The 21,323-nt window shown below is 42.1% G+C and carries 18 protein-coding genes, 1 pseudogene and 1 riboswitch; of the genes and pseudogenes, 6 read left to right on the top strand and 13 right to left on the bottom strand.

Going from position 1 to position 21,323, the window contains the following annotated elements:
• Positions 1 to 397 (top strand): hypothetical protein (locus BGC07_RS22230; protein WP_235603083.1); only part of this gene is annotated, 397 nt, incomplete at its 5' end.
• A 112-nt stretch (positions 398 to 509) separates the two neighbouring features.
• On the opposite strand, the gene BGC07_RS10125 is transcribed toward BGC07_RS22230, so the two are convergent.
• The 9 genes and pseudogenes from BGC07_RS10125 to BGC07_RS10085 form a co-directional block, all read right to left on the bottom strand.
• The gene (locus BGC07_RS10125) at positions 510 to 1,457 is read right to left on the bottom strand and encodes a phospholipase A (RefSeq protein ID WP_069313012.1); all 948 of its coding nucleotides are present in this window, start codon (positions 1,455 to 1,457) and stop codon (positions 510 to 512) included.
• 254 nt (positions 1,458 to 1,711) lie between these two features.
• Positions 1,712 to 3,133, bottom strand: coding sequence for a dihydrolipoyl dehydrogenase (lpdA, locus tag BGC07_RS10120; protein WP_069313011.1), 1,422 nt, complete (start codon positions 3,131 to 3,133; stop codon positions 1,712 to 1,714).
• Between the two features lie 159 nt (positions 3,134 to 3,292).
• Positions 3,293 to 5,194, bottom strand: coding sequence for a pyruvate dehydrogenase complex dihydrolipoyllysine-residue acetyltransferase (gene aceF / locus BGC07_RS10115; RefSeq protein WP_069313010.1), 1,902 nt, complete (start codon positions 5,192 to 5,194; stop codon positions 3,293 to 3,295).
• A 23-nt stretch (positions 5,195 to 5,217) separates the two neighbouring features.
• A pseudogene (aceE, locus tag BGC07_RS10110) lies at positions 5,218 to 7,888 on the bottom strand (pyruvate dehydrogenase (acetyl-transferring), homodimeric type).
• A 268-nt stretch (positions 7,889 to 8,156) separates the two neighbouring features.
• Positions 8,157 to 9,500 (bottom strand): phosphoglucosamine mutase, encoded by a 1,344-nt coding sequence (gene glmM / locus BGC07_RS10105; protein ID WP_069313009.1) that lies wholly within the window; start codon positions 9,498 to 9,500, stop codon positions 8,157 to 8,159.
• Positions 9,501 to 9,574: 74 nt separating this feature from the next.
• Positions 9,575 to 10,468, bottom strand: coding sequence for a dihydropteroate synthase (gene folP / locus BGC07_RS10100; protein ID WP_077216852.1), 894 nt, complete (start codon positions 10,466 to 10,468; stop codon positions 9,575 to 9,577).
• 37 nt (positions 10,469 to 10,505) lie between these two features.
• Positions 10,506 to 12,446 (bottom strand): ATP-dependent zinc metalloprotease FtsH, encoded by a 1,941-nt coding sequence (ftsH, locus tag BGC07_RS10095; RefSeq protein ID WP_069313008.1) that lies wholly within the window; start codon positions 12,444 to 12,446, stop codon positions 10,506 to 10,508.
• Positions 12,447 to 12,521: 75 nt separating this feature from the next.
• Entirely contained in the window at positions 12,522 to 13,148 is a 627-nt protein-coding gene (gene rlmE, locus BGC07_RS10090) for a 23S rRNA (uridine(2552)-2'-O)-methyltransferase RlmE (protein WP_069313007.1), read from the bottom strand.
• Complete coding sequence (locus tag BGC07_RS10085) at positions 13,126 to 13,371, bottom strand: hypothetical protein (protein ID WP_069313006.1); 246 nt, start codon at positions 13,369 to 13,371, stop codon at positions 13,126 to 13,128. The genes rlmE and BGC07_RS10085 overlap by 23 nt, the downstream gene beginning before the upstream one ends.
• A gap of 54 nt (positions 13,372 to 13,425) precedes the next feature.
• Between BGC07_RS10085 and BGC07_RS10080 the strand changes: the two genes are divergently transcribed.
• The 3 genes from BGC07_RS10080 to BGC07_RS10070 all read left to right on the top strand — a co-directional run bounded on the left by BGC07_RS10080 (position 13,426) and on the right by BGC07_RS10070 (position 16,762).
• Positions 13,426 to 13,857: a YhbY family RNA-binding protein gene (locus BGC07_RS10080; protein WP_069313005.1), complete on the top strand. Its 432-nt coding sequence runs from the start codon at positions 13,426 to 13,428 to the stop codon at positions 13,855 to 13,857.
• A 179-nt stretch (positions 13,858 to 14,036) separates the two neighbouring features.
• On the top strand, positions 14,037 to 15,419 hold the full coding sequence (locus BGC07_RS10075) for a hypothetical protein (RefSeq protein WP_069313004.1): 1,383 nt from the start codon (positions 14,037 to 14,039) through the stop codon (positions 15,417 to 15,419).
• Entirely contained in the window at positions 15,413 to 16,762 is a 1,350-nt protein-coding gene (locus tag BGC07_RS10070) for a hypothetical protein (protein ID WP_069313003.1), read from the top strand. Before BGC07_RS10075 ends, BGC07_RS10070 begins: the two co-directional genes overlap by 7 nt.
• Here BGC07_RS10070 and BGC07_RS23880 read toward each other — a convergent pair whose 3' ends face one another.
• The 4 genes from BGC07_RS23880 to BGC07_RS10050 form a co-directional block, all read right to left on the bottom strand.
• Positions 16,763 to 16,969, bottom strand: coding sequence for an MFS transporter (locus BGC07_RS23880; RefSeq protein WP_069313002.1), 207 nt, complete (start codon positions 16,967 to 16,969; stop codon positions 16,763 to 16,765).
• Positions 16,944 to 17,852 carry an MFS transporter gene (locus BGC07_RS10060; protein WP_077216850.1) on the bottom strand — a complete coding sequence of 303 codons (909 nt, stop codon included), beginning with the start codon at positions 17,850 to 17,852 and terminating at the stop codon, positions 16,944 to 16,946. Before BGC07_RS10060 ends, BGC07_RS23880 begins: the two co-directional genes overlap by 26 nt.
• 159 nt (positions 17,853 to 18,011) lie before the next feature.
• Positions 18,012 to 18,797, bottom strand: coding sequence for an SAM-dependent methyltransferase (locus tag BGC07_RS10055; protein WP_069313000.1), 786 nt, complete (start codon positions 18,795 to 18,797; stop codon positions 18,012 to 18,014).
• 19 nt (positions 18,798 to 18,816) lie between these two features.
• A complete protein-coding gene (locus tag BGC07_RS10050) occupies positions 18,817 to 19,020 on the bottom strand; it encodes a hypothetical protein (RefSeq protein WP_069312999.1) in 204 nt (67 codons plus the stop codon).
• Positions 19,021 to 19,180: 160 nt separating this feature from the next.
• A riboswitch (yybP-ykoY riboswitch) is annotated at positions 19,181 to 19,333 on the top strand.
• Between the two features lie 32 nt (positions 19,334 to 19,365).
• Here BGC07_RS10050 and BGC07_RS10045 point away from each other — a divergent pair.
• Both BGC07_RS10045 and BGC07_RS10040 read left to right on the top strand, forming a co-directional pair.
• Positions 19,366 to 19,938: a TMEM165/GDT1 family protein gene (locus BGC07_RS10045; RefSeq protein ID WP_069312998.1), complete on the top strand. Its 573-nt coding sequence runs from the start codon at positions 19,366 to 19,368 to the stop codon at positions 19,936 to 19,938.
• Between the two features lie 238 nt (positions 19,939 to 20,176).
• Positions 20,177 to 21,274, top strand: coding sequence for a TDT family transporter (locus tag BGC07_RS10040; protein ID WP_069312997.1), 1,098 nt, complete (start codon positions 20,177 to 20,179; stop codon positions 21,272 to 21,274).
• Positions 21,275 to 21,323: the final 49 nt, after the last annotated feature.

The raw sequence follows: 21,323 nt of genomic DNA, 5'->3' as shown, positions 1-21,323 counted from the left end.
GGAAAGATGGATCACCACAAAAATAAGCTTTGCAAACAATATGAATTTAACAACACAAAAACCGCTCTTGTCAAAAAAAGTTCTTAAAACATACAAGCTAAGTAAAAAAAACTTCTCGACAAAAGATTATTTTATATTGAACAGTTTATCTCAGTGCAAAACCAAAATTGCGCAAGTACAGTTTACAATTAATTCAAACCCTGAAGTATCTCTATATGTGGATAACATCTCCTATGGAGAAACAGATAAACATGGAATCCTTTCAACCAGTAATTATTTTTGTCTAAATCAGACCTATAAGGTCGATTTAAGACATAATAGGTGTAATAGTCTTTCAAAGAAATTTAAAGTAACTCGAGAAGAAGATACTTTCGAATATATGAAAAAACTGTGCTAATTTAATTAGCAAACCACAGATAATTAAAAGTTGCACCTTTATTTTTAAAACAGCCTTAACACCTTACTAATATAGATAAAAATCATACAAGCGCAACCTTCTAACGGTATAGTTATCCCCAATTACTTAAAGCAATCCCAATGCCAACGCTTTGAGTGCGATGATCGTACTCTATTAAACTTTGGCCATAGCCATTAAAATACTGGATAAAACCATTAATGTGTTGGGTGAGCGGGAAAGAGTAATCTAACTCTACTGCCCCGCGTTTCATAGCGCTTTCGATATTCGTCAAAGCCATTGATACTTGCATTTTATTATCAAACAAGTAGGAAAAAACAATGCGCTCATGCCCTAAATAATGAGCAATGTCTGGATTATGTAAGTCACTAGATTCCGATTTGAAAATTAAAATCCAAGGCTTAATACTGGCTATCCAGTGCTCCCCTGAGGTTTCTAAATTCAGATAGGCCCGATTCCAACTGCGTTCCATTGAACCACCACGGCCATTAGACTGGTGGACTATTCCATAACTTGCCTGCCAATTATGATGAAAGTGATCGGTGAAAAATATCTCAGGCTCATAATTTGTCTCACGAAAATATTGTGATTTTGCATAGAACTGCCAATAAGAAAGCTGTGTGTAACCCACATTCAAATTATAGTTTGGATTACCAAACATGTTTTTCCAAAGGGGCATCATTAAGCTTAATTGCGCCTTAAATTCCGAATGCATCACTTTTTGATTCTCTGGCGTATCACCATTGTAAATCGCTTGGTATGGACTGCCCGTATAATAATAAGGCAAAACATAGCTCGGCTGATAAAAAATGATCCCAAGCGGGTTATTTGCCAGTGCATTCTCTTTTCGAATTCGACTTTCCAAAATAGAATTCTCATCAGGCGCAATTGCATTTAAAGCACTATCTATTTTTCCATCAATCCCCGTCGGCGGTTTTTCTGCCGTGATCTTCTTAGACTGGGCATCTGCGCTTGAGTCTGCAAACACCTGTACATTAAAAGCAACAAGGAAAAATACACATAAGGAAAGCCATTTCAACATTTTAAAAATTCCACGTCTACAGTATTTATCTATAATTCATAACTATAAAAATTAACAAGCCCTGTTACAAAAAAACACAATCCGTTATATTTATCAATAGTTCTCTATCTTGCTTCTACTTCCATTCTCATCTCTATTCTGCTTTCTCACTCACAAACATCACCTGGAAAATAAAAATAGCATATAAAAAAGCCCTCTTATCAACAAAGAAGGCTTTTTTCATTTAATTTACATAGACCTATTAAAAAGAAAGATTATTTCTTCTTTTTCTTCGGTGCAATCAAATCAGTAATTGATCCTTCATACATTTCTGTTGCCAATGCAAAGGTCTCAGACAAAGTTGGATGGGCATGAATTGTCAGAGCAATGTCTTCAGCATCCGCACCCATTTCAATGGCAAGACCCGCCTCTGCAACAAGCTCACCGGCATTCGGTCCCACCATTGCAGCCCCTAAAATACGATGGTTTTCTTCATCAAATAAAACCTTCGTCTGCCCTTCATCACGGCCAATGCCTAATGAACGACCAGAAGCGGCCCAAGGGAATACACCTTTACCGTATTTAATACCTTCTTTCTTACAATCTGCTTCTGTCTTGCCCACCCAAGCCACTTCAGGGTCTGTATAAGCGACTGATGGAATGCATAATGGGTTAAAGAAGTGTTTCTCCCCACTGATCACTTCCGCTGCCACCTTACCCTGAGGCACTGCAACGTGAGCGAGCATCGGACCATTATCAACGATATCGCCAATCGCAAAGATATGCGAGACATTAGTACGCATTTGATCATCAACAGTAATAAAACCACGATCACTCACTTTCACACCAGCTTTTTCTGCATCGATGAGTTTGCCATTCGGCACACGGCCCACCGCTGATAAAATGCGGTCAAAACGACGCGTACCTTCAGGGGCATGCTTGCCCTCAAAGGAGACATGCAAACCATCTTTTTTCGCATCAACAGCGGTGACAGACGTTTGTAGCATAATCTCATAACGGCCCTTAACAAAGTTCTGGAAGGGTTTAACGACATCTTTATCCGCACCGTTCATCAGCTGATCGGCTAATTCGACAATCGTTACTTTTGCACCGAGTGTGCTATAAACCTGAGCCATTTCCAGGCCGATAATACCACCACCGATAACTAATAATTCTTTAGGCACATCTTTTAATTCTAGCGCCCCTGTCGAGTCCATAATGCGATCATCTTCGGGCAAGAAAGGCAATTTCACCGGACGTGAACCTGCGGCAATAATACAATGAGTAAAGCTGACCGATTGTGTTTTGCCTTCATGCTCAACGACAATTTCTTTATCAGAGACAAATTTACCATACCCTTGAACGATCTGAACTTTACGTGCAGAAGCAAGTGCTTTTAGCCCCTTCGTTAAGCGCGTGACAACACCGGCTTTATATTCACGAATTTTCTTAATATCGAAACTAATTTTGCCAAATTTTACTCCATGCTCAGACATGTGCTTGGCTTCATCAACCACTTTGGCGGTGTGTAATAATGCTTTTGATGGGATACAACCGACATTTAAGCATACTCCACCGATCTCAGCATATTTCTCGATGAGAATAACTTTTTTCCCCAAATCCGCAGCACGGAAAGCTGCCGTATAACCGCCAGGTCCACTACCTAAGACCACGACATCTGCTTGTAATTGACTCATTGCTTTTGCCTTATCATTTGTTAAGTGAGGTCAAACTTATTATTTACTGCTTTCCTATTGTACTGATTTTTTAAAAAAGACATACCAAGACAACGAAAAGCAATTATTAAGTACAATAGCGATTAATTAAATCTACTTTTTAATCAATCGCCAAAAAAATTACAGTAACATATTACGCAAATCAGACAGCTGCTGCGCCAAGAAGGTCGTAAAGCGCGCTGCTGCTGCACCATCGATGACACGGTGATCATAAGACAGCGATAACGGCAACATTAAGCGCGGCGCAAATTCACTGCCATTCCAAATCGGCTTTATGCTTGATTTAGACACACCTAAAATTGCAACTTCAGGCAAGTTCACAATCGGTGTAAAAGCGGTGCCGCCTAAACCACCTAGGCTAGAAATAGTAAAACAACCGCCTTGCATATCGGCAGCAGTTAGCTTACCGGCACGCGCCTTTTTACTGATTTCGCCAAGTTCACGTGATAGTTCGATCAAGCCTTTTTGGTCAACATTTTTGACCACAGGAACAACCAGACCATTGGGTGTATCAACAGCCACACCAATATGGACATATTTTTTCAAGACCAATGAATCACCGGCTTCATTCAATGATGCACAAAATTCAGGAAACGCTGTTAATGCCGCAGCACTGGCCTTGAGCAAGAAGGCTAACGGCGTAAATTTATAATCCGCCTTTTTCTTCTCAGCAAGCTTGTTTTGATCCTTGCGGAAAGCTTCCATATCGGTAATATCCGCTTCATCGAATTGCGTGACATGCGGAACCATGACCCAGTTACGATGTAAGTTCGCTCCTGAGATCTTCTTAATTCGTGATAAAGGCTTTTCTTCAACTTCACCAAACTTAGCAAAGTCAACCTTCGGCACCGGCAATAAATCCAAGCCTGTGCCAGAACCGGCACTGGCCGTTTGCGGACTAGATAAAGCGCTTTTCACCCATTTCGTCACATCTTCACGTAAGATCCGATTTTTACGACCGCTTCCTGTCACTTTCGCCAAATCTACACCCAATTCATTGGCAAAGCGGCGAATTGCTGGTGATGCATGTGATGGGCCAGATGATTTTGTCGGTGCTGCTGTAGCTGCTTTACTTGAACCTGCCGCTGCAGGGGCCGGTGCTGCTTTTTGACTAGAAGCCGTACTAGAACTTGCTACTGAAGCAGGCGCTGCGCCTTGTGATTCAACCAAAACAATTAAATCACCCTCAGACACCTTACTGCCTTCATCGACCTTAATTTCTTTAACGATACCCGCAACCGGTGATGGCACTTCCATGGTTGCCTTATCAGTTTCTAAGGTAATTAAGGCATCTTCTTTACTAATCTGATCACCAACAGCAATATTGATTTCAATCACATCAACACCACTGTAATTACCGATATCCGGCACATGCACTTCTTGTACACTCGCCGCACCCATTGAAGCTGCTGTCGGTGCAGGACTTTCAGCTGTTTGATTTGCCGCAGGCGCTGCAGCACTAGCACCACCTGCACTTTCAACAACGAGCACTAAATCACCTTCAGACACTTTACTGCCTTCAGCGACTTTAATTTCTTTAACAACACCAGCAACAGGCGATGGCACTTCCATCGTTGCCTTATCTGTTTCTAGTGTAATTAAGGCATCTTCTTCGCTGATGGTATCGCCAACACTGACATTAACTTCAATTACGTCAACACCACTGTAATTACCAATATCAGGCACGCGCACCTCAACCGGGCCAGAAGAAGCCGCAACAGCTGCCGGAGCCGCTGGTGCTTCTGCAACAGGAGCAGGAGTCGATTCTACGGCTGAACTGCCTGCTGTTTCCACTTGCACAATCAAGCTCCCTTCAGAAACTTTACTGCCTTCTTCGACCTTGATGGCTTTGACAGTACCGGCAAAAGGTGCTGGCACTTCCATAGTCGCTTTATCGGTTTCTAGCGTGATAAGTGCATCGTCTACATCAACGCTATCGCCAACGCTGACATTAACTTCGATGACATCCACATCACTGTAATTACCAATATCAGGCACTAATACATCTTTAATCGTTGCCACGTTAATTTCTCCCCTAAACTCTCTTATGCCTGTAATGGATTAATGCGATTGACATCGATATTATATTTTTTAATCGCTTCAGAAACCTTGCTTGCAGGCACTTCACCTTGATCAGCCAAGGCTTTCAGTGACGCAACAACAACATAATAACGATCCACCTCAAAGTGACGACGTAATGCCGCACGCGAGTCAGAGCGACCAAAACCATCGGTACCCAAGGCAATAAAGCGACGATCTTTTGGCATATGCTCGCGCAATTGCTCAGTGTAAAGCTTCATGTAGTCGGTAGAGGCGATAATCGGTCCTTTGGTTTTTCCTAAACATTGTTCTAAATAGCTTTGACGCGGCTTGTCTTCTGGGTGTAATAGATTCCAGCGTGAAGTATCTATGCCATCACGGTGCAATTCATTCGCGCTGGTCATGCTCCACACTTCAGAGCTTACGCCAAAGTCTTGATCGAGTAATTCAGCCGCCGCTTCAACTTCACGCAAAATAGAGCCTGAACCCATCAATTGAACGTGCAACTTCTTGGCTTTTTTCGGCTTAATCAATGAATAAAGCCCTTTGATGATGCCTTCTTTCATGCTCTCATCGTAACCACGCTGAGGATAATTCTCATTCATGGTTGTTAAATAATAGAAGACGCTTTCATCGCGCTCATACATGCGGCGCATGCCTTCTTCAACAATGACAGCTAACTCATAAGCATACGTCGGATCATAAGTAATACAGTTTGGAATCGTTCCTGCCATAATATGACTATGACCATCTTCATGCTGCAAGCCTTCACCGTTGAGCGTCGTCCGCCCTGAGGTTCCACCAATTAAAAACCCACGCGCACGCATATCGCCTGCCAACCAGGATAAATCACCGACACGCTGAAAACCGAACATCGAATAATAAATATAGAACGGAATCATCGGCTCTTTATTACTGCTATACGAGGTTGCAGCGGCAAGCCATGAACAAAAGGCACCGGCTTCGTTAATCCCTTCTTGTAAGATCTGACCATTTTTTGCTTCTTTATAGAACATAATTTGGTCTTTATCTTCAGGCACATATTTTTGGCCTTCATGGGCATAAATACCCAATTGACGGAATAGCCCTTCCATACCAAAGGTCCGTGACTCATCCGGCACAATCGGTACGATACGCTTACCAATCTTCTTATCTTTGGCCAATGCCGATAGAATCTGCACAAAGGCCGTCGTCGTTGAGGCTTCACGCTCACCTGAGTCTTTCATCAAACGCTTGGCAAAATCAGTCGCTTTTGGAATCTCTAACTTCATCGCTTTATCATGACGACTCGGTAATGGACCACCTAACGTTTGACGGCGTGATTTTAAATATTTAATTTCTTCGCTATCTTCACCGGGGTGGAATAAATCAACGTTTTCAACGTTTTCATCACTGACCGGAATATTAAAGCGATCACGGAAAGTATAGAGTTCTTCACTACTCATTTTCTTCAAGTTATGCGCGATATTAAGCGCCTCACCCGCTTCACCCATGCCATAACCTTTTACCGTTTTAGCAAGAATCACCGTCGGCTTATCTTTGGTTTCAGTCGCTTGTTTATAGGCATTAAAGACTTTTTGCGTATCATGACCACCGCGACGCAGTGCGGCAAGTTCATCATCCGTTTTATCTTTAACAAGCTCTACTAATTCTGGATATTTACCAAAGAAATTCTCACGTAAATACGCGCCACCTTTAGCTTTATAGGCTTGGTATTCACCATCGCAAACTTCACTCATGCGTTGCATCAGTTTCCCAGAATGGTCTTTAGCGAATAGCTCATCCCAATCCGAACTCCACAGCACTTTAATCACATTCCAGCCAGCACCACGGAAGACACCTTCGAGCTCTTGAATAATGCTCGAATTACCCCGTACTGGGCCATCTAAACGCTGCAAGTTACAGTTAATCACAAAAATTAAGTTATCAAGTTTCTCACGGCCAGCTAAACTAATCGCACCGAGTGATTCTGGCTCATCCATTTCGCCATCGCCGCAATAGCACCAGACATGGCGCTGATCAGTTTTAATCACTTCGCGATTATGCAAATATCTGGCAAAACGTGCCTGATAAATCGCTGATAATGGGCCTAAGCCCATAGACACGGTTGGAAATTGCCAATAGGTCGGTTGTAACCAAGGGTGCGGATAAGATGATAAGCCTTTACCCGATGTTTCTTGACGAAAATTTCTAATTTGCTCTTCAGTCAAACGTCCTTCTAGATAAGAACGCGCATAGATTCCTGGAGCAATATGACCTTGAAAATAAACATAGTCACTGCCTTGCTCCGCATTCGGGCCACCGAAAAAATGATTAAAACCCACTTCATAAAGTGTTGAACTCGACGCATACGAACCAATATGGCCGCCGAGAGTAGAATCTTGGCGATTGGCATGCACAATCATCGCCGCCGCATTCCAACGCACGAGTGCCTCTAGGCGTGCTTCTATTTTTTTCATCCGCTGGAATCAAAGCTTCGGATTCAACAGGGATCGTATTGATATAAGGAGTAGTAATCTGCTCTGAGCCAACATTTACACCCAGTTCGCGCGCACGCTCTTTTACCTTATCTAATAAAAAGCCAACACGCTCGCTGCCATCAGCTTTCGCTACAGAGTTGATCGAATCAAGCCATTCGCCTGTTTCTTGCGGATCAATATCATGGATACTAGACATAACCACCCTTATCCTTAAATTTATTCATTCTCAGCATTATTGCTGATTGTTTTACTCAACGCAGACTTGCCTTATCAATCTGTCCATGCAGCACCGAAAACATCGATATTTATTAAGTACCGGGCAACTGTTTCTTAAACAGTAGGCATTCCTTACGCACCATAGTCTACTCTTTTTTAGCACGAAAGCCTAGTCAGCAGCCGTGCTGCAGCCGCATAAACAGCCGCGATTCTGCTTTAAGATTATTTAAACATGAAGTTAGTTAGACTTAACTATACTCACGGACAACACCCGCCAAACTCTCAGCAAAGCGAGTGATTTCTGCCATGCTTTCACCTTCAACCATCACCCGTATCAAAGGCTCAGTTCCAGAAGGACGCAGTAAAATTCGCCCACGCTCACCCAGTTGCTCTTCGGCTTTCATAACTTCTTTGTTGACCTTCTCCCAGGCATTATGATCGAGCTTTTCTTTCACTGGCACATTGATCATTTTCTGTGGGTACTTTTCAAACCCCGCTTTAAGCTCTTGAATATTTTTACCGAGGCGCTTCATGCTTGAGAGCACCTGCAAAGCGGCGACAATGCCATCACCTGTGGTTGTCACATTGCTGCAAATTAAATGGCCGGAAGATTCACCACCTAAGTTCCAAGCACGCGTATTCATCTCTTCGATGACATATCGATCACCTACTTGCGCCCGAGCAAAGGCAATTTTCTCACGAGCAAGTGCTTTTTCTAAGCCCAGATTACTCATCACTGTGCCAACCACACCGCCTTGCAAAATACCTTGCTGTTGGTAGTCTTTCGCCATGATGTAAAGCAAATCATCACCATCAACCACAGTACCAGCATGATCAATCACAATAAGACGATCACCATCACCATCCAGTGCAATACCAATATCTGCGCCCTCACTGAGCACCTTCTTGCACAACGCTTGCGGCGATGTCGCCCCGACATTATCATTAATATTGGTCCCGTTAGGTTCAACGCCGATAGTCACGACCTCAGCGCCTAACTCGCGAAATACGCTCGGCGCTACATGGTAAGTCGCCCCGTGCGCGCAATCGACAACGATTTTCAAGCCCGACAAGCTCAAATCATTTGGAATCGTTGCCTTACAATATTCTATGTACCGCCCCGGTGCATCATCAATTCGCCAAGCTTTACCCAATTCCAAAGACTCAACCGTTTGCATCGGTTTTTCAAGTTCAGCCTCGATCATCAACTCGATATTATCAGGTAACTTTACCCCTTGGGCGGAAAAAAACTTAATGCCATTATCATAATAAGGATTATGCGATGCACTGATCACCACCCCAGCATCCGCATGAAATGTCCGTGTTAAATAAGCAATCGCTGGTGTTGGCATCGGCCCTAATAAATATACATCTACCCCAGCGGCCGAAAAACCTGCTTCTAATGCAGCTTCGAACATATATCCTGAAATTCGCGTATCCTTGCCAATCACCACTTTACCTGCACCACTTTCACGGCGAATCACACTACCCACCGCCCAGCCGAGCTGCAAAATAAAGTCAGCTGTAATCGGTGCCTGGCCCACTCGTCCACGCACCCCATCGGTGCCAAAATATTTACGCTTTGTCGTCACTTTATTCTCACTTTACTTTTATTTATTCAAAATCTATTCAAACTTTTCATCAGGCTCAATTTAGCTTATTTATTTTATAACTGGGCATTCGTTGCCGCCATAATTTTCAGTGCATCTGCCGTTGCTTTCACATCATGCACGCGCAGAATATGCGCACCTTGCTGCACGCTGAGTAAAGCACCTGCTAAACTGCCATATAACCGCTGGTTAAAATCTTCTTCTTGTAAGACCGCACCAATAAAGCTCTTGCGCGATAAACCCACTAAAGTCGGCAAATTGAATTCAAGAAACTCAGCTAAATGAGCGAGCAAATAAAAATTCTCATCGGCATCTTTGCCATAATTACCGCCACCAAAGCCTGGGTCAATAATGATCCGTTCGGCCAATATTCCAGCGCCGAGGCACTCATTAACATGGCGTTTTAAATCTTGCTTAATTTGGGCTAATAACTCAGCTTTGCTTGAATCTTTAGGTCTGCGTATCGCCTCAAACATATGCATCAAACAAACAGGCACCTTTAGATCAGCAACAGTTTGCTTCGCCCCTTCCCGACTTAAAGCCCGCTGATCATTGATCATATCCGCCCCAGCACTCACCGCTGCACGCATGACTTCCGGACAGCTGGTGTCAACAGAAACCAAAATATCAAAGCGCGCTTTAATCGCTTCAATATGAGGGGCAACCCGGTCAATTTCTTCCTGAATACTTGGCGCTTCACGCTCAATATTTACAAAAGGATTGGTCGCCTCACCGCCAATATCTAAAATATTCGCACCTTCAGCTATCATCTGCCCGGCCAAACCCAGTACTGTCTCTTTATTAACCGCAATCGAAGATTGATAAAACGAGTTTGGCGAACAGTTAATCACCCCCATAATCAGCGGTGATTTTAATAAAATAGGCTGACCTGTTTTACTCAAGAAAAAAGGGCAACCGGTGCCCTTTCCTTGTTCATGTTTTTCTAGCATATAAAAACTCAAACAATATTAACGAACAGATGAGCGATTAAGCAGGATCATCTGCCGGTTTGCCATTGACATCCTGCGGTGGTGTCGCACTGTCTTGCTTTTCTTCGACCACTTGCGGCTGATCCCCTGGCTCTGATGAATCATTTTTATCCGACGGCTGGTCCCAATCTTTCGGTGCTTTGACTGGACGGCGCGCCATCAGGTCGGCCACCTGTTCACGGTCGATAGTTTCATAAACCATCAAGGCATCGGCCATCGCATCGAGAATATCACGATTTTCATCCAGTAATTTATGAGCGCGCGCATAGTTACGGTCGATTAACTTACGCACTTCTTCATCAATCGCAATCGATGTTTCATCAGAAAATTCAGGCGCACCTTTGCCCATACCGTAACCAAAGGGATCCCCGCCTTCTTGGCCATATAAGATCGGCCCCAAACGCTCAGACAATCCCCACTTAGTGACCATATTACGAGCTACTTCAGAAGCTTTTTCAATGTCATTCGAGGCCCCGGTGGTTACTTTTTCTGCACCGAAGATCATCTCTTCAGCAATACGGCCGCCGTACATACTCGAGATCAAACTCTCTAAGCGCTCACGCGAATAGCCATAACTATCTTCTTCAGGCAGGTACATCGTCACACCTAAAGCACGGCCGCGTGGCACAATCGATACTTTATAAACGGGATCATGATCGGGCACTAAACAACCGACAATGGCATGACCTGCCTCATGAAAGGCCGTTAAGCGTTTTTGATCTTCGGTCATCGCCATCGAACGACGCTCTGTACCCATCAAAATCTTATCTTTGGCATCATCGAATTCGCGCATGGCAACGACGGCTTTATCTTTGCGTGCAGCAAATAATGCAGCTTCATTCACTAAGTTCGCCAAATCTGCCCCAGAAAATCCAGGGGTACCACGAGCAATCAGTGACGCTTTCACATCATCACCCAAAGGCACTTTACGCATATGCACTTTTAGAATTTGCTCACGCCCTTTGACATCCGGCAAGCCAACATTGACCTGGCGATCAAAACGCCCGGGACGCAATAAGGCAGGATCAAGCACATCAGGACGGTTGGTCGCGGCGATCACAATCACCCCCTCGGTCCCTTCAAAGCCATCCATCTCAACGAGCATTTGATTCAAAGTTTGTTCACGCTCATCGTGACCACCGCCCATACCTGAGCCACGGTGACGACCGACCGCATCAATCTCATCAATAAAGATGATACAAGGCGCGCGCTTTTTCGCTTGCTCGAACATATCACGGACACGTGAGGCACCAACCCCCACAAACATTTCAACAAAGTCAGAGCCTGAGATAGAGAAAAACGGCACTTTCGCCTCACCAGCAATCGCCTTAGCTAATAACGTTTTACCGGTTCCAGGCGGGCCGACCATCAACACACCTTGCGGGATTTTACCGCCGAGCTTCTGAAACTTAGTCGGATCGCGCAGAAAATCAACCAGCTCTTTTACTTCTTCTTTGGCTTCTTCACAACCGGCAACATCAGAAAAATTAATTTTAATCTGATCTTCACCAAGCAGACGCGCTTTACTGGAACCGAAGGACATCATGCCCTTACCGCCACCACCGCCTTGCATCTGCCGCAAGAAGAAAATCCAAATCGCAATCAATAAAATGCCAGGGAACCAGCTAATTAGCGCTGAAAGTAGCCAGCTACGCTGCTCCGGTGGCTTAGCTGCAACCGTGACATTCTTGGCAATCATTTGGTCCATTAAAAACGGATCTTTCCAGGGGATATAGGTCGCAAATGGCGTACCGCTCGATGTTTGCCCCTTAATATTCAAACCATCGATGATCACGCTTTTCACCTGACCATTATTAATATCTTTGACAAATGTTGAATAATCTAGCCGATTAACCGACTGCTGACGCGGGCCTAAATTACTAAATACAGTAACTAATACTAATGCAATCACTAGCCATAGCATGATGTTTTTTATCATATCGCTCAAAGCCCTAACCTCTTAAAATTTTCCTGAATTTGTCTTGGCGACATTACACTCATTCTCACCTCCACCTTACACCATTTGAAAGTTTCTCGCCAGAAGGTAAATCTCACGCGAACGCGGCCTAGATGCTGCCGGTTTACGCGTAATCACCTTAGCAAACTTCGCACGCAAGGCTTTTATATATTCTTGTGAGCCAACCCCCTGGAACACCTTGACCAATAAATCACCCCCTGGCTTTAAGGTCTGCTCGGCAAAATACAGGGCTAATTCCACTAAATACATCGCTTGGGCCTGATCGCTGGTATCAATGCCACTCATATTTGGCGCCATATCAGAAAGCACGATATCCACCGCTCGGCCATCGAGCGTCTCAACCAGGCGATCATAAACGTCCTTCTCGGTAAAGTCTCCTTGCAAAGCAATAACATTATCGAGCGGATCCATCGGCAGTAAATCCAAACCAATCACGCAACCTGACTCACCCACCCAATCGGCAGCCAATTGTGACCAACCGCCGGGGGCTGCACCCAAATCGATCACCGTCATGCCACGGCGAATAATCTTATCTTTGTCTTGAACTTCTTTGAGTTTATAGCTCGCACGTGAACGGTAACCATCGGCGCGGGCTTTTTGCACATAAAAATCATCACGATGCTCTTGCAGCCAGCGTGAACTACTTTTCGACTTCTTTGCCATCGATATCCTCATTGGCATTTTTAATATGATTTAATTGGCGCGTGATGCGAAACAATAACCACGCCACCGCCAGGCCACTATAGGCCAACAAAGCAAGGCATTGATATAAATAACGATCAAACCAATTAGAGACACCTATTAATATAATAATCCCAAATAGAGCGATAATCGCAAGATCCAAACGAATATAAAAAAAGCGTTCAGAAGGTGGTTTTTTACTCATCAAATCGTTACACTACGGGTTTATTTTAAACGTAAAGCTTTCAAGGTGACAATTATGGCATTATCCAGTCAAGAAAAACAGACCCTAAAGTCTAGGGCGCACCATTTAAAGCCAGTTGTTACCGTCAGTCATAAAGGTCTTACTGAAAATGTTGCCAATGAACTCGAAATCGCACTGGCTCATCACGAATTAATCAAAGTTCGCATCAATTGTGGCGATCGTGATAAATTACAACAGATTACCGACACCATCTGCGAAAATCATCAGGCCGATTGCGTGCAAATCATCGGTTTCCTCGCTGTGCTCTATCGCCAAGCGCCAGCTAAACCTGCCGCCGAAAAGCCAAAAACCAAATCCAAACCTAACTCCAAAGCCAAGGCTCGCGCCAAACGCCAAGAGATAAAAGCCAAAGCTGAAAAAGAAGAACAAGCGCGCAAAAAAGCCAAATACTTCAAAAAAGTGACTCAGCCTCGCAACAAAGACTAATCAACGTCCATGCTCTTCCATATCATAGCCGCCCCTGCGCAAGCAGGGATCTAACCGAACTCTCAACAATTCCCACACCAGAAACCAAGAATCACTATCATTTGACGAAAAAGCAGTTCTGCAACATAATCAACTTTTGTTTTTAACACTAATAGAGCAACCATTAAATTAAATAACAAATGGACAATCAAATGCTTACGGAACAAGACGAAGGTCGCGGCCTCGTAAAAACCTATTGGCAAGACGTTCGTGAGCGCGTCGCAAAAGTTGAACCGACCTTTGCCAAACTCGTTGATGAACTGGACCCTGGGAAAGAGTTTCCATTATTTTTGGCTTACTATCCGTATGGCTCCATTATAGGTCAGCAAGAATTTTTTTTTCCTAGGGTCCAAGGCCCAAACTATTCAATATTTTCCGATAATACCCCTCAAGACATCGTTAAGCACTTAGGCTACGGCATAGGGTCAGCTCCATTTGGTATCATTCTAGGAAAAACAATTGAGGCTTTTATAGACTTTCGCGATAAAAAACTGACTACCCCATATAAAATATTTACACCTGGCACTTTTGCTCCATTTGCAAGGATTCTCAGCACCAAGAATAAAAACCCTAGGGTATATTCACCTAATGGAGTATTGGCATGGTCAGCAGGTGCTCGCTCTACCTTTATGCTACCCAAAATAAGTTCTGTAGACTGTCATAGAAACCTCCAGAAAGATTTTAACATTTCAGCTTCTGCACCTAGAGGCTTATACGATCACTGGGAAATTTTTGGTGCCATTGCTAACAGTTCAGTAACCAACAGTGACTGGCGCTGCTGCATGCTGTTTTTTTCGGAAAGTTGGATTAAGCATATTATCAATAGTACGGCATGGTTCAAAATTAAAAACCACTTATACGAAACAGCTTGGGGGTATAGTGAGTACCAGAGAAACTCTTTTTACTTTAGCACTATTTTCTCCATGATTCAGGAAGACAATAACTTAAAACCAAACCCATACCTAGTAGATACCATAAAACATTTGTTCACTAGTATGCTCGGAGTTTCAGCCAGCTATTCTCGAACAACAAGCGACTCCTTACTGCCTTACCAAGATATACAAAAAGCTTTCATTGAATCATATGGGCTAAAAAAATATCAACCTTGTATAATACAACCCAACCACTTCAATTTTGAAAGAGACACTCACTCTGTCTATTATTCGTTGCAATATCCATCAACTTATACTTTTTCACCAAAATCTCGCACTAGCTCTACAACAATCCTTGAAATACGTGAATTAAAATATCTAATGGATATATTCATAGATAAATTTAAACAAGAGGACTCCATCGTCTCTGATACAATAATGCATCAACTTACTCAAAATGTAGAAATTAACTACTTTCACAACAAAAAAGATAGCTTAGGAATTATTCAACATTCATCAAACATTAAGGCTTTAGATAAAAATTTCTACTCCCCCTATAACGATGAAATGCAATTCCCTAGCGATGCGCCTTTTTTGCGCGGCTGCATCAGCATTAATAGAAAGCCCTCTATAAGGCCAGAATCATGCTAACCGAAGTTGATGAAGGAAAAGGACTAGTTAAAGTTTATTGGCAAGATATACGCAAACGTGCCATGGAAGTTGAACCAGTCTTTTCTAAACTAGTAGATAAGCTTAGTCCTAACACAAATTTCCCCCTATTCTTAGCATATTACCCTTACGGTGCACTCACTGGAGATACAGAGACTACCCATCTGCCGACAATAGACAGAGGCAGTTACAAATTATCAGACACAGACATTCCAAAAGATGTTACAAAACATTTAGGTTACGCTAAAAACAGTATGCCTCTCAGCATGCTTCTCGATAAAAATATGGAAATGTTCATTGATCTACCTAATGAAAAAATATCAATCCCGTGGACTCTATGGAAGCCTGGACACTTTTTCCCGTTCAGTAGGATTTTAAGTCTAAAAAACACCAGGCAATACCCTGTTAATGGAGTCTTAAATGCAACAGCAGGAGCCAGGTCTGCATTTATGCTCCCTAACATTGGCTCTATGGTTAACCATTTCAATCTACAGCGTGACTTTAATATTCAACTTCCACCACCGAAATCATTGTACGAACACTGGTATATATTCAAAGAAATTGCAAATAGCAGCACATTCAAATCAGAATGGCGTAGCTGTATCATATATTTTTCTAAAAGTTGGGTTGATCATCTACATAACGACTCTAACTGGTTAGAGTTAAAAATGTATTTATATGAAAAAGGTTGGGCAAATACCGAATATCATAGAAATAGATTCTACTATGATATCGCCTTCTCTTCCATACAAAAAAACCGCAACTTAAAGCCGAACCCTTACTTAGCAGACACTGCTCAGCATTTATTTACAATAGCATTAGGTGCAACACCCGGATTTGCTCCTGCTGAAGGAGAAGAAAACCTTCCGACTAAACTTATACAAGAAGCATTTGTAGAATCATATGGCCTGAAAAAATACTTCCCTACTATTATGCAGCCATGTCAATTTATATTTGAAACTGACAAGTTTCCTGTCTATTATTCACTGCAAAATCCATCAACGTATGTGTTCTCACCCAAATCTAGACAAGCATCGAGCACACTGCTAGAAATGAGAGAATTAGAACATCTTGTTCGAATTTTCTCAGAAGAACTGTCTAAGCATGACTCAATTTGTTATGATTCAATCATAAGTCTTGCTGCAAAAAATATAAATTTCCAATACTTCCATAACAAAAAAGACCAGCACAATATAGTTACACCCTCTAGTAAAATTTCAACCTTGGATACAAGATTCAGACATTCCCACATCCATAATGAAAACGCAATATTCTCCAGCGATGCTCAATTTGTCCGTGGTTGTATTAGTATCAAAATAGACTAATCAATATCTTTCATGCCTTAGCAACCAACAGAGTCCTAAGCAAAAGACCGCAATAATACCGCTCAAATACCAGACCATATCTCCACTCCAATGTGAATAAATAAAACCTCCCACAATTGGGCCTATAGCCATACTGATAGCGTACACAGTTTTAAACAACCCTATACTTTGACCTTTCTTTTTAGCTGTTGCTTGCTGATAAATCAACAATTGAGCAACTGAAAAAAATCAGCATTTCACCAATGGTCCATACGATCATTGAAATAACAGCAATAACAAACACAAATGAAAAACATAAAACAATCAACCCTAACCCCATTAAAAAGGCACCCAAACCAAGAACTAGGATTTTATTTTTATTTTGAAAAGAGTTAACAATAGGGGCTTGTGCGAAAACTACCATTATGGGGTTCAACATAAACAACAAGCCAATAAGGCTGATGCTATACTGTGGAAAATTTTGATGTAAATAAACAACATACAGTGCTGTTTTCTCAGCTACTGCGATACCAATAAAAAATAAGCAACCTAAAGCAAGTAATAAGACTTTTTTATTTCCTCTTTTCTTATCACTAGACAGCTCCTCTGAAAAATCATTACCTAAAGAATCAGAATGTTTATCTTGTAAAAATAAAAATATAGAAGCTGTTAGCAGGCTAAAAAATGAGATATAAAATATTATAATAAATCCTGCGACTGCAAATAAACTTACAATTGCAGCCGCTATCCCAATCCCCAGATTAGATGAAACAGACAGCATATTAATAGCTTTCAGTTTCATTTTTGAAGACTTTTCACAACTGTTCAGCACCCAAACACTGTTTGATGTAATAAATCCATAAGCAAGTATACCAATAATTAATCCACTTAAAGACAAGCTATACACATCTCTTAAGTACGCCATAATCAAGAATAAAAACGCCATAATCAAAAGACTAACTGCTGAAACTGAATTTGCCGAAAATTTATCTACTAATTTCCCCGATAAGAACCCACCCAAAATCTTTCCTACACCATAGCAAGAAATAATAAATGTAGCACTTCCTACAGACAAACCTAAGTCTCTCACAAAATAAAATGATAAAAAAATACAACTCCACTAGCACTAGCTTCAACCAAACTAATGGCAACTCGCTGCCAAACTTCTTTTGAAAAACCAGAATAGTTGGATACATATCGACGACCGAGTAGAGTTATTTGCTGAATCACGACAATCCTTGTGTGTACTTTATACAAAGTACTATATTAACTATGAACATTCTATATTCAAAGCTTTTAACATGTTTTTATTTGCTTGATTCGAAGGATTAGGGGGAACATACAAAGTGGTAATTGCACTGAATTGAGCTTCAGAAAGCTGATTTAAAGGCAGCTTATCTATTCGAGGCTTAAACGTTGGGTATTGTGCTGCTTCATATAAAACGACTTCATGCCTCTCACCATAATATTTTGTTAAATAGCCAGATAATATAGTAGCAGCATGGTGATTATCATAATTAGCTGTATGCCCCAGACAACCTATAATTCCCACCTGCCATAGGACTAGATGAGAACGAGAATCAAAATTACGTTGATAAATAAGAAAGTCTGTCGTTTCAAATGACTGGCAACCACATTCTCCTGGATTGATTAATAAGTCAACAAACAAGCAATCTTCAGCAGAAATACCAGGCAAAATACTAGCAGTATATCCTTTGCTTCTTAAGACCCTTACAGCTTCTAAGCCTGGCTGAGCAAATACTGTAGGGTGACCATATAAGACAACGCATACATGCTGTTCTTTAATAACAGCTTCAACAATAACATCTGTGATTGCTCGATAGTTATCTACACGTTTAGGGTACTTGGTATAAAGCTTTTCCAAAGAAAATGCATTTTTATTATTTTTCTCTATCCATTTTTGTGCCACTGGCTCATTTAATAAATAACAAACTTGGTCAGCGTGCTGTATATACGCTTTAGCTTCCTCCGTTAAGTGCGAAATAGCTTTGATTCCTGACCCTACCAGGGTTAAAGAAGCTTGATCTATATTCATAGTTCAATTTCGCTTAATCTTAAGAAGAAGTCCTAAAGACATGGCTGACATCTGAGTAATATTTAGAATAGTCAGTAACATTATGAGTAGAGCACCGAAGCTGACTGCTTTCTACACCGATCACTTCTTGAATGCTCGCTACTTGATCAATTTGAATTTTATTTAACATATTATTTTTATACGGATTTTTTACAATTTCATCAAATAAAGCAACAATATCCATTAGACGCACACCTCAATTGTTACTCAGAAACGCTTTATCGTAACGTGAGTATTTCAAATTTTTGCTTGTTATAAAATAACAGCTTATCGGCTCTGTTCATGATAAAGTTTTGAGCCAATAACCGCAAGCCCTTGCCTTTTTATAAGGTAGACCATACAATCATTCTCACTCTGGGGAGTAGCTTCTCTTGCATTGCAAGAGGCACGTATCAACATACTTGGGAACATCCCATGGTACATGCGCCGCAAGGTTAGCAAGACCAGTAGTAAATGACTTCTTTAGTGTCGAGCTTAGAAGTGGTTTGCTATTGGCTAATTGCAAAGCTCGGCAGCTGTGGAGAACCCCATGCACTCATTCTTAGTTTCTACTTTTACTGTCGGCACCGCCGAACTTGGTGATAAAACTCAATTACTTACCTTGCTTTTTGCTGCACGCTTTAAAAAACCTGCGCCCATTATCGCTGCGATTCTAGTCGCTACCTTACTTAATCATGGTATCACCGCTTGGGCCGGCGCCTTTTTCAGCTCCTTTTTCACACCGATTATTTTGCATGGCGTGCTCACTGTGTCTTTTATCATCACTGCCATCTGGGCTTTAATCCCAGATACGCTGGATGAAGGGGAGGCCGGTAAGCACAACAAAAACATCTTCTGGACTGTTTTAATTACCTTTTTTATTGCAGAACTCGGCGATAAAACGCAGCTGGTCACTCTGGCTTTAAGTGCACAATACCAGACTGTCTTTTGGGTCACCCTTGGTACAACCTTAGGGATGATGATCGCGAATGTACCCGCTGTTTTCCTCGGTAAAATCTGGTGTGAGAAGCTACCTTTTAAGCTCATTCGTATCGTTTCCGCCTTGATATTCATAGCGTTAGCAAGCTATGAGGCTTATCAATTAGCTCTGTTACTCAACTAAATAAATTTGCCATGGCCCTCCTCAACAACTGCCGTCATTCCCGCGTAGGCGGGAATCTAAAGCTATCAGTTAACTGTATTTTCAATAAGCTTTACCTAGGTCGAGAATATTTCGAAGTGGCTCTAAAACCCTTAACCGTCCAATATATCAATATTTTTGATTATAAAAATTAATATTATATATTTTACTTATAATTTAAAAAAAGTGATGATGAAGCCAAGATTTTGGAGCATATCACATGAAAAACACGAAATTTATCCAACAATTCACTCCTAACTGGTTCGCTGTCACAATGGGCACCGGAGGCACCGCATTGGTCTTAAACCACTTTGCCAAAGCACTTCCTTTATTGGGCCATATCGCGGCCATCATCTGGCTGGTGAACATCATTTTATTTATTACCTTCTCATTTCTACTCACCCTGCGCTTTATCACTCACCCTCACCATATCCGCCTGATGCTCGCCCACCCGGTCCAGCCGTTATTTCTAGGCTGCATTCCAATGGGGTTAATTACTATCGTGAATGGCTTTATGAGTTTTGGTTGTCATTTATTCGATCCCAGCCTTGCCTTTAGCATCGCTCATGGCCTCTGGTGGCTAGATGTCGCCTTATCATTGTTTATTTCTTGGCTTATTCCCTTTGCGATGTTCATGCTCCAAGACCATGAGCTTAAAACCATGACACCGGTGTGGTTACTACCTTTGGTTGCCTGTGAGGTGGCTGCCTCTTCTGGTGGACTGCTTATTCCTCATATCAGCACTACCATTCGCCCTTGGGTCTTTGTGGTCAGCTGGAGCCTATGGTCTATCTCTGTCCTCCTTGCCTTTGGTGTGATCGCGATTTTCTTTAAACGCCTAGTATTGCATTCATTACCGGATAAAATGCTCGCACCTTCCATCTGGCTCGTGCTCGGCCCCATCGGTACTGGTGTCTTAGGTTTAATTACAATCAGTCAAGCTGCAGGCGCATTAGTAGGCCACTATCCAGCAGTCATGCAACAAATGCTTGAGATTCTTCCGAGCATTGGTTTATGGGCAGCAATTGTTCTTTGGGGTTTGGGTTTCTGGTGGTTTATTACTGCTTTGGTCAGCACTGCCTACCATTGGAGCAAAGGCATGGAGTTTAGCCTAAGCTGGTGGGCATTTACCTTCCCGCTTGCTGTCCTTACATTAGGCACCTTCGCCATTGCCGATCATACTCAAATGGCCTTCTTCAATATCGCTGGAATTATCGGAGCAACTTTATTAGTTATTTTCTGGCTTAATGTTAGCTACAAAACACTCATCGGTACATTTAACCAAACACTTTTTAGCGCACCTTGTTTAATAAGATAATTAATCTAGTTTACGATTTAAAAAGGGGTTAAAACATCCCCTTTTATTT

This window comes from Piscirickettsia litoralis (assembly GCF_001720395.1).
In the GTDB taxonomy this organism is placed as follows: domain Bacteria; phylum Pseudomonadota; class Gammaproteobacteria; order Piscirickettsiales; family Piscirickettsiaceae; genus Piscirickettsia; species Piscirickettsia litoralis.
Note: the sequence above shows the minus strand (reverse complement) of the source record. Positions and strands in the feature narration are given on the sequence as shown.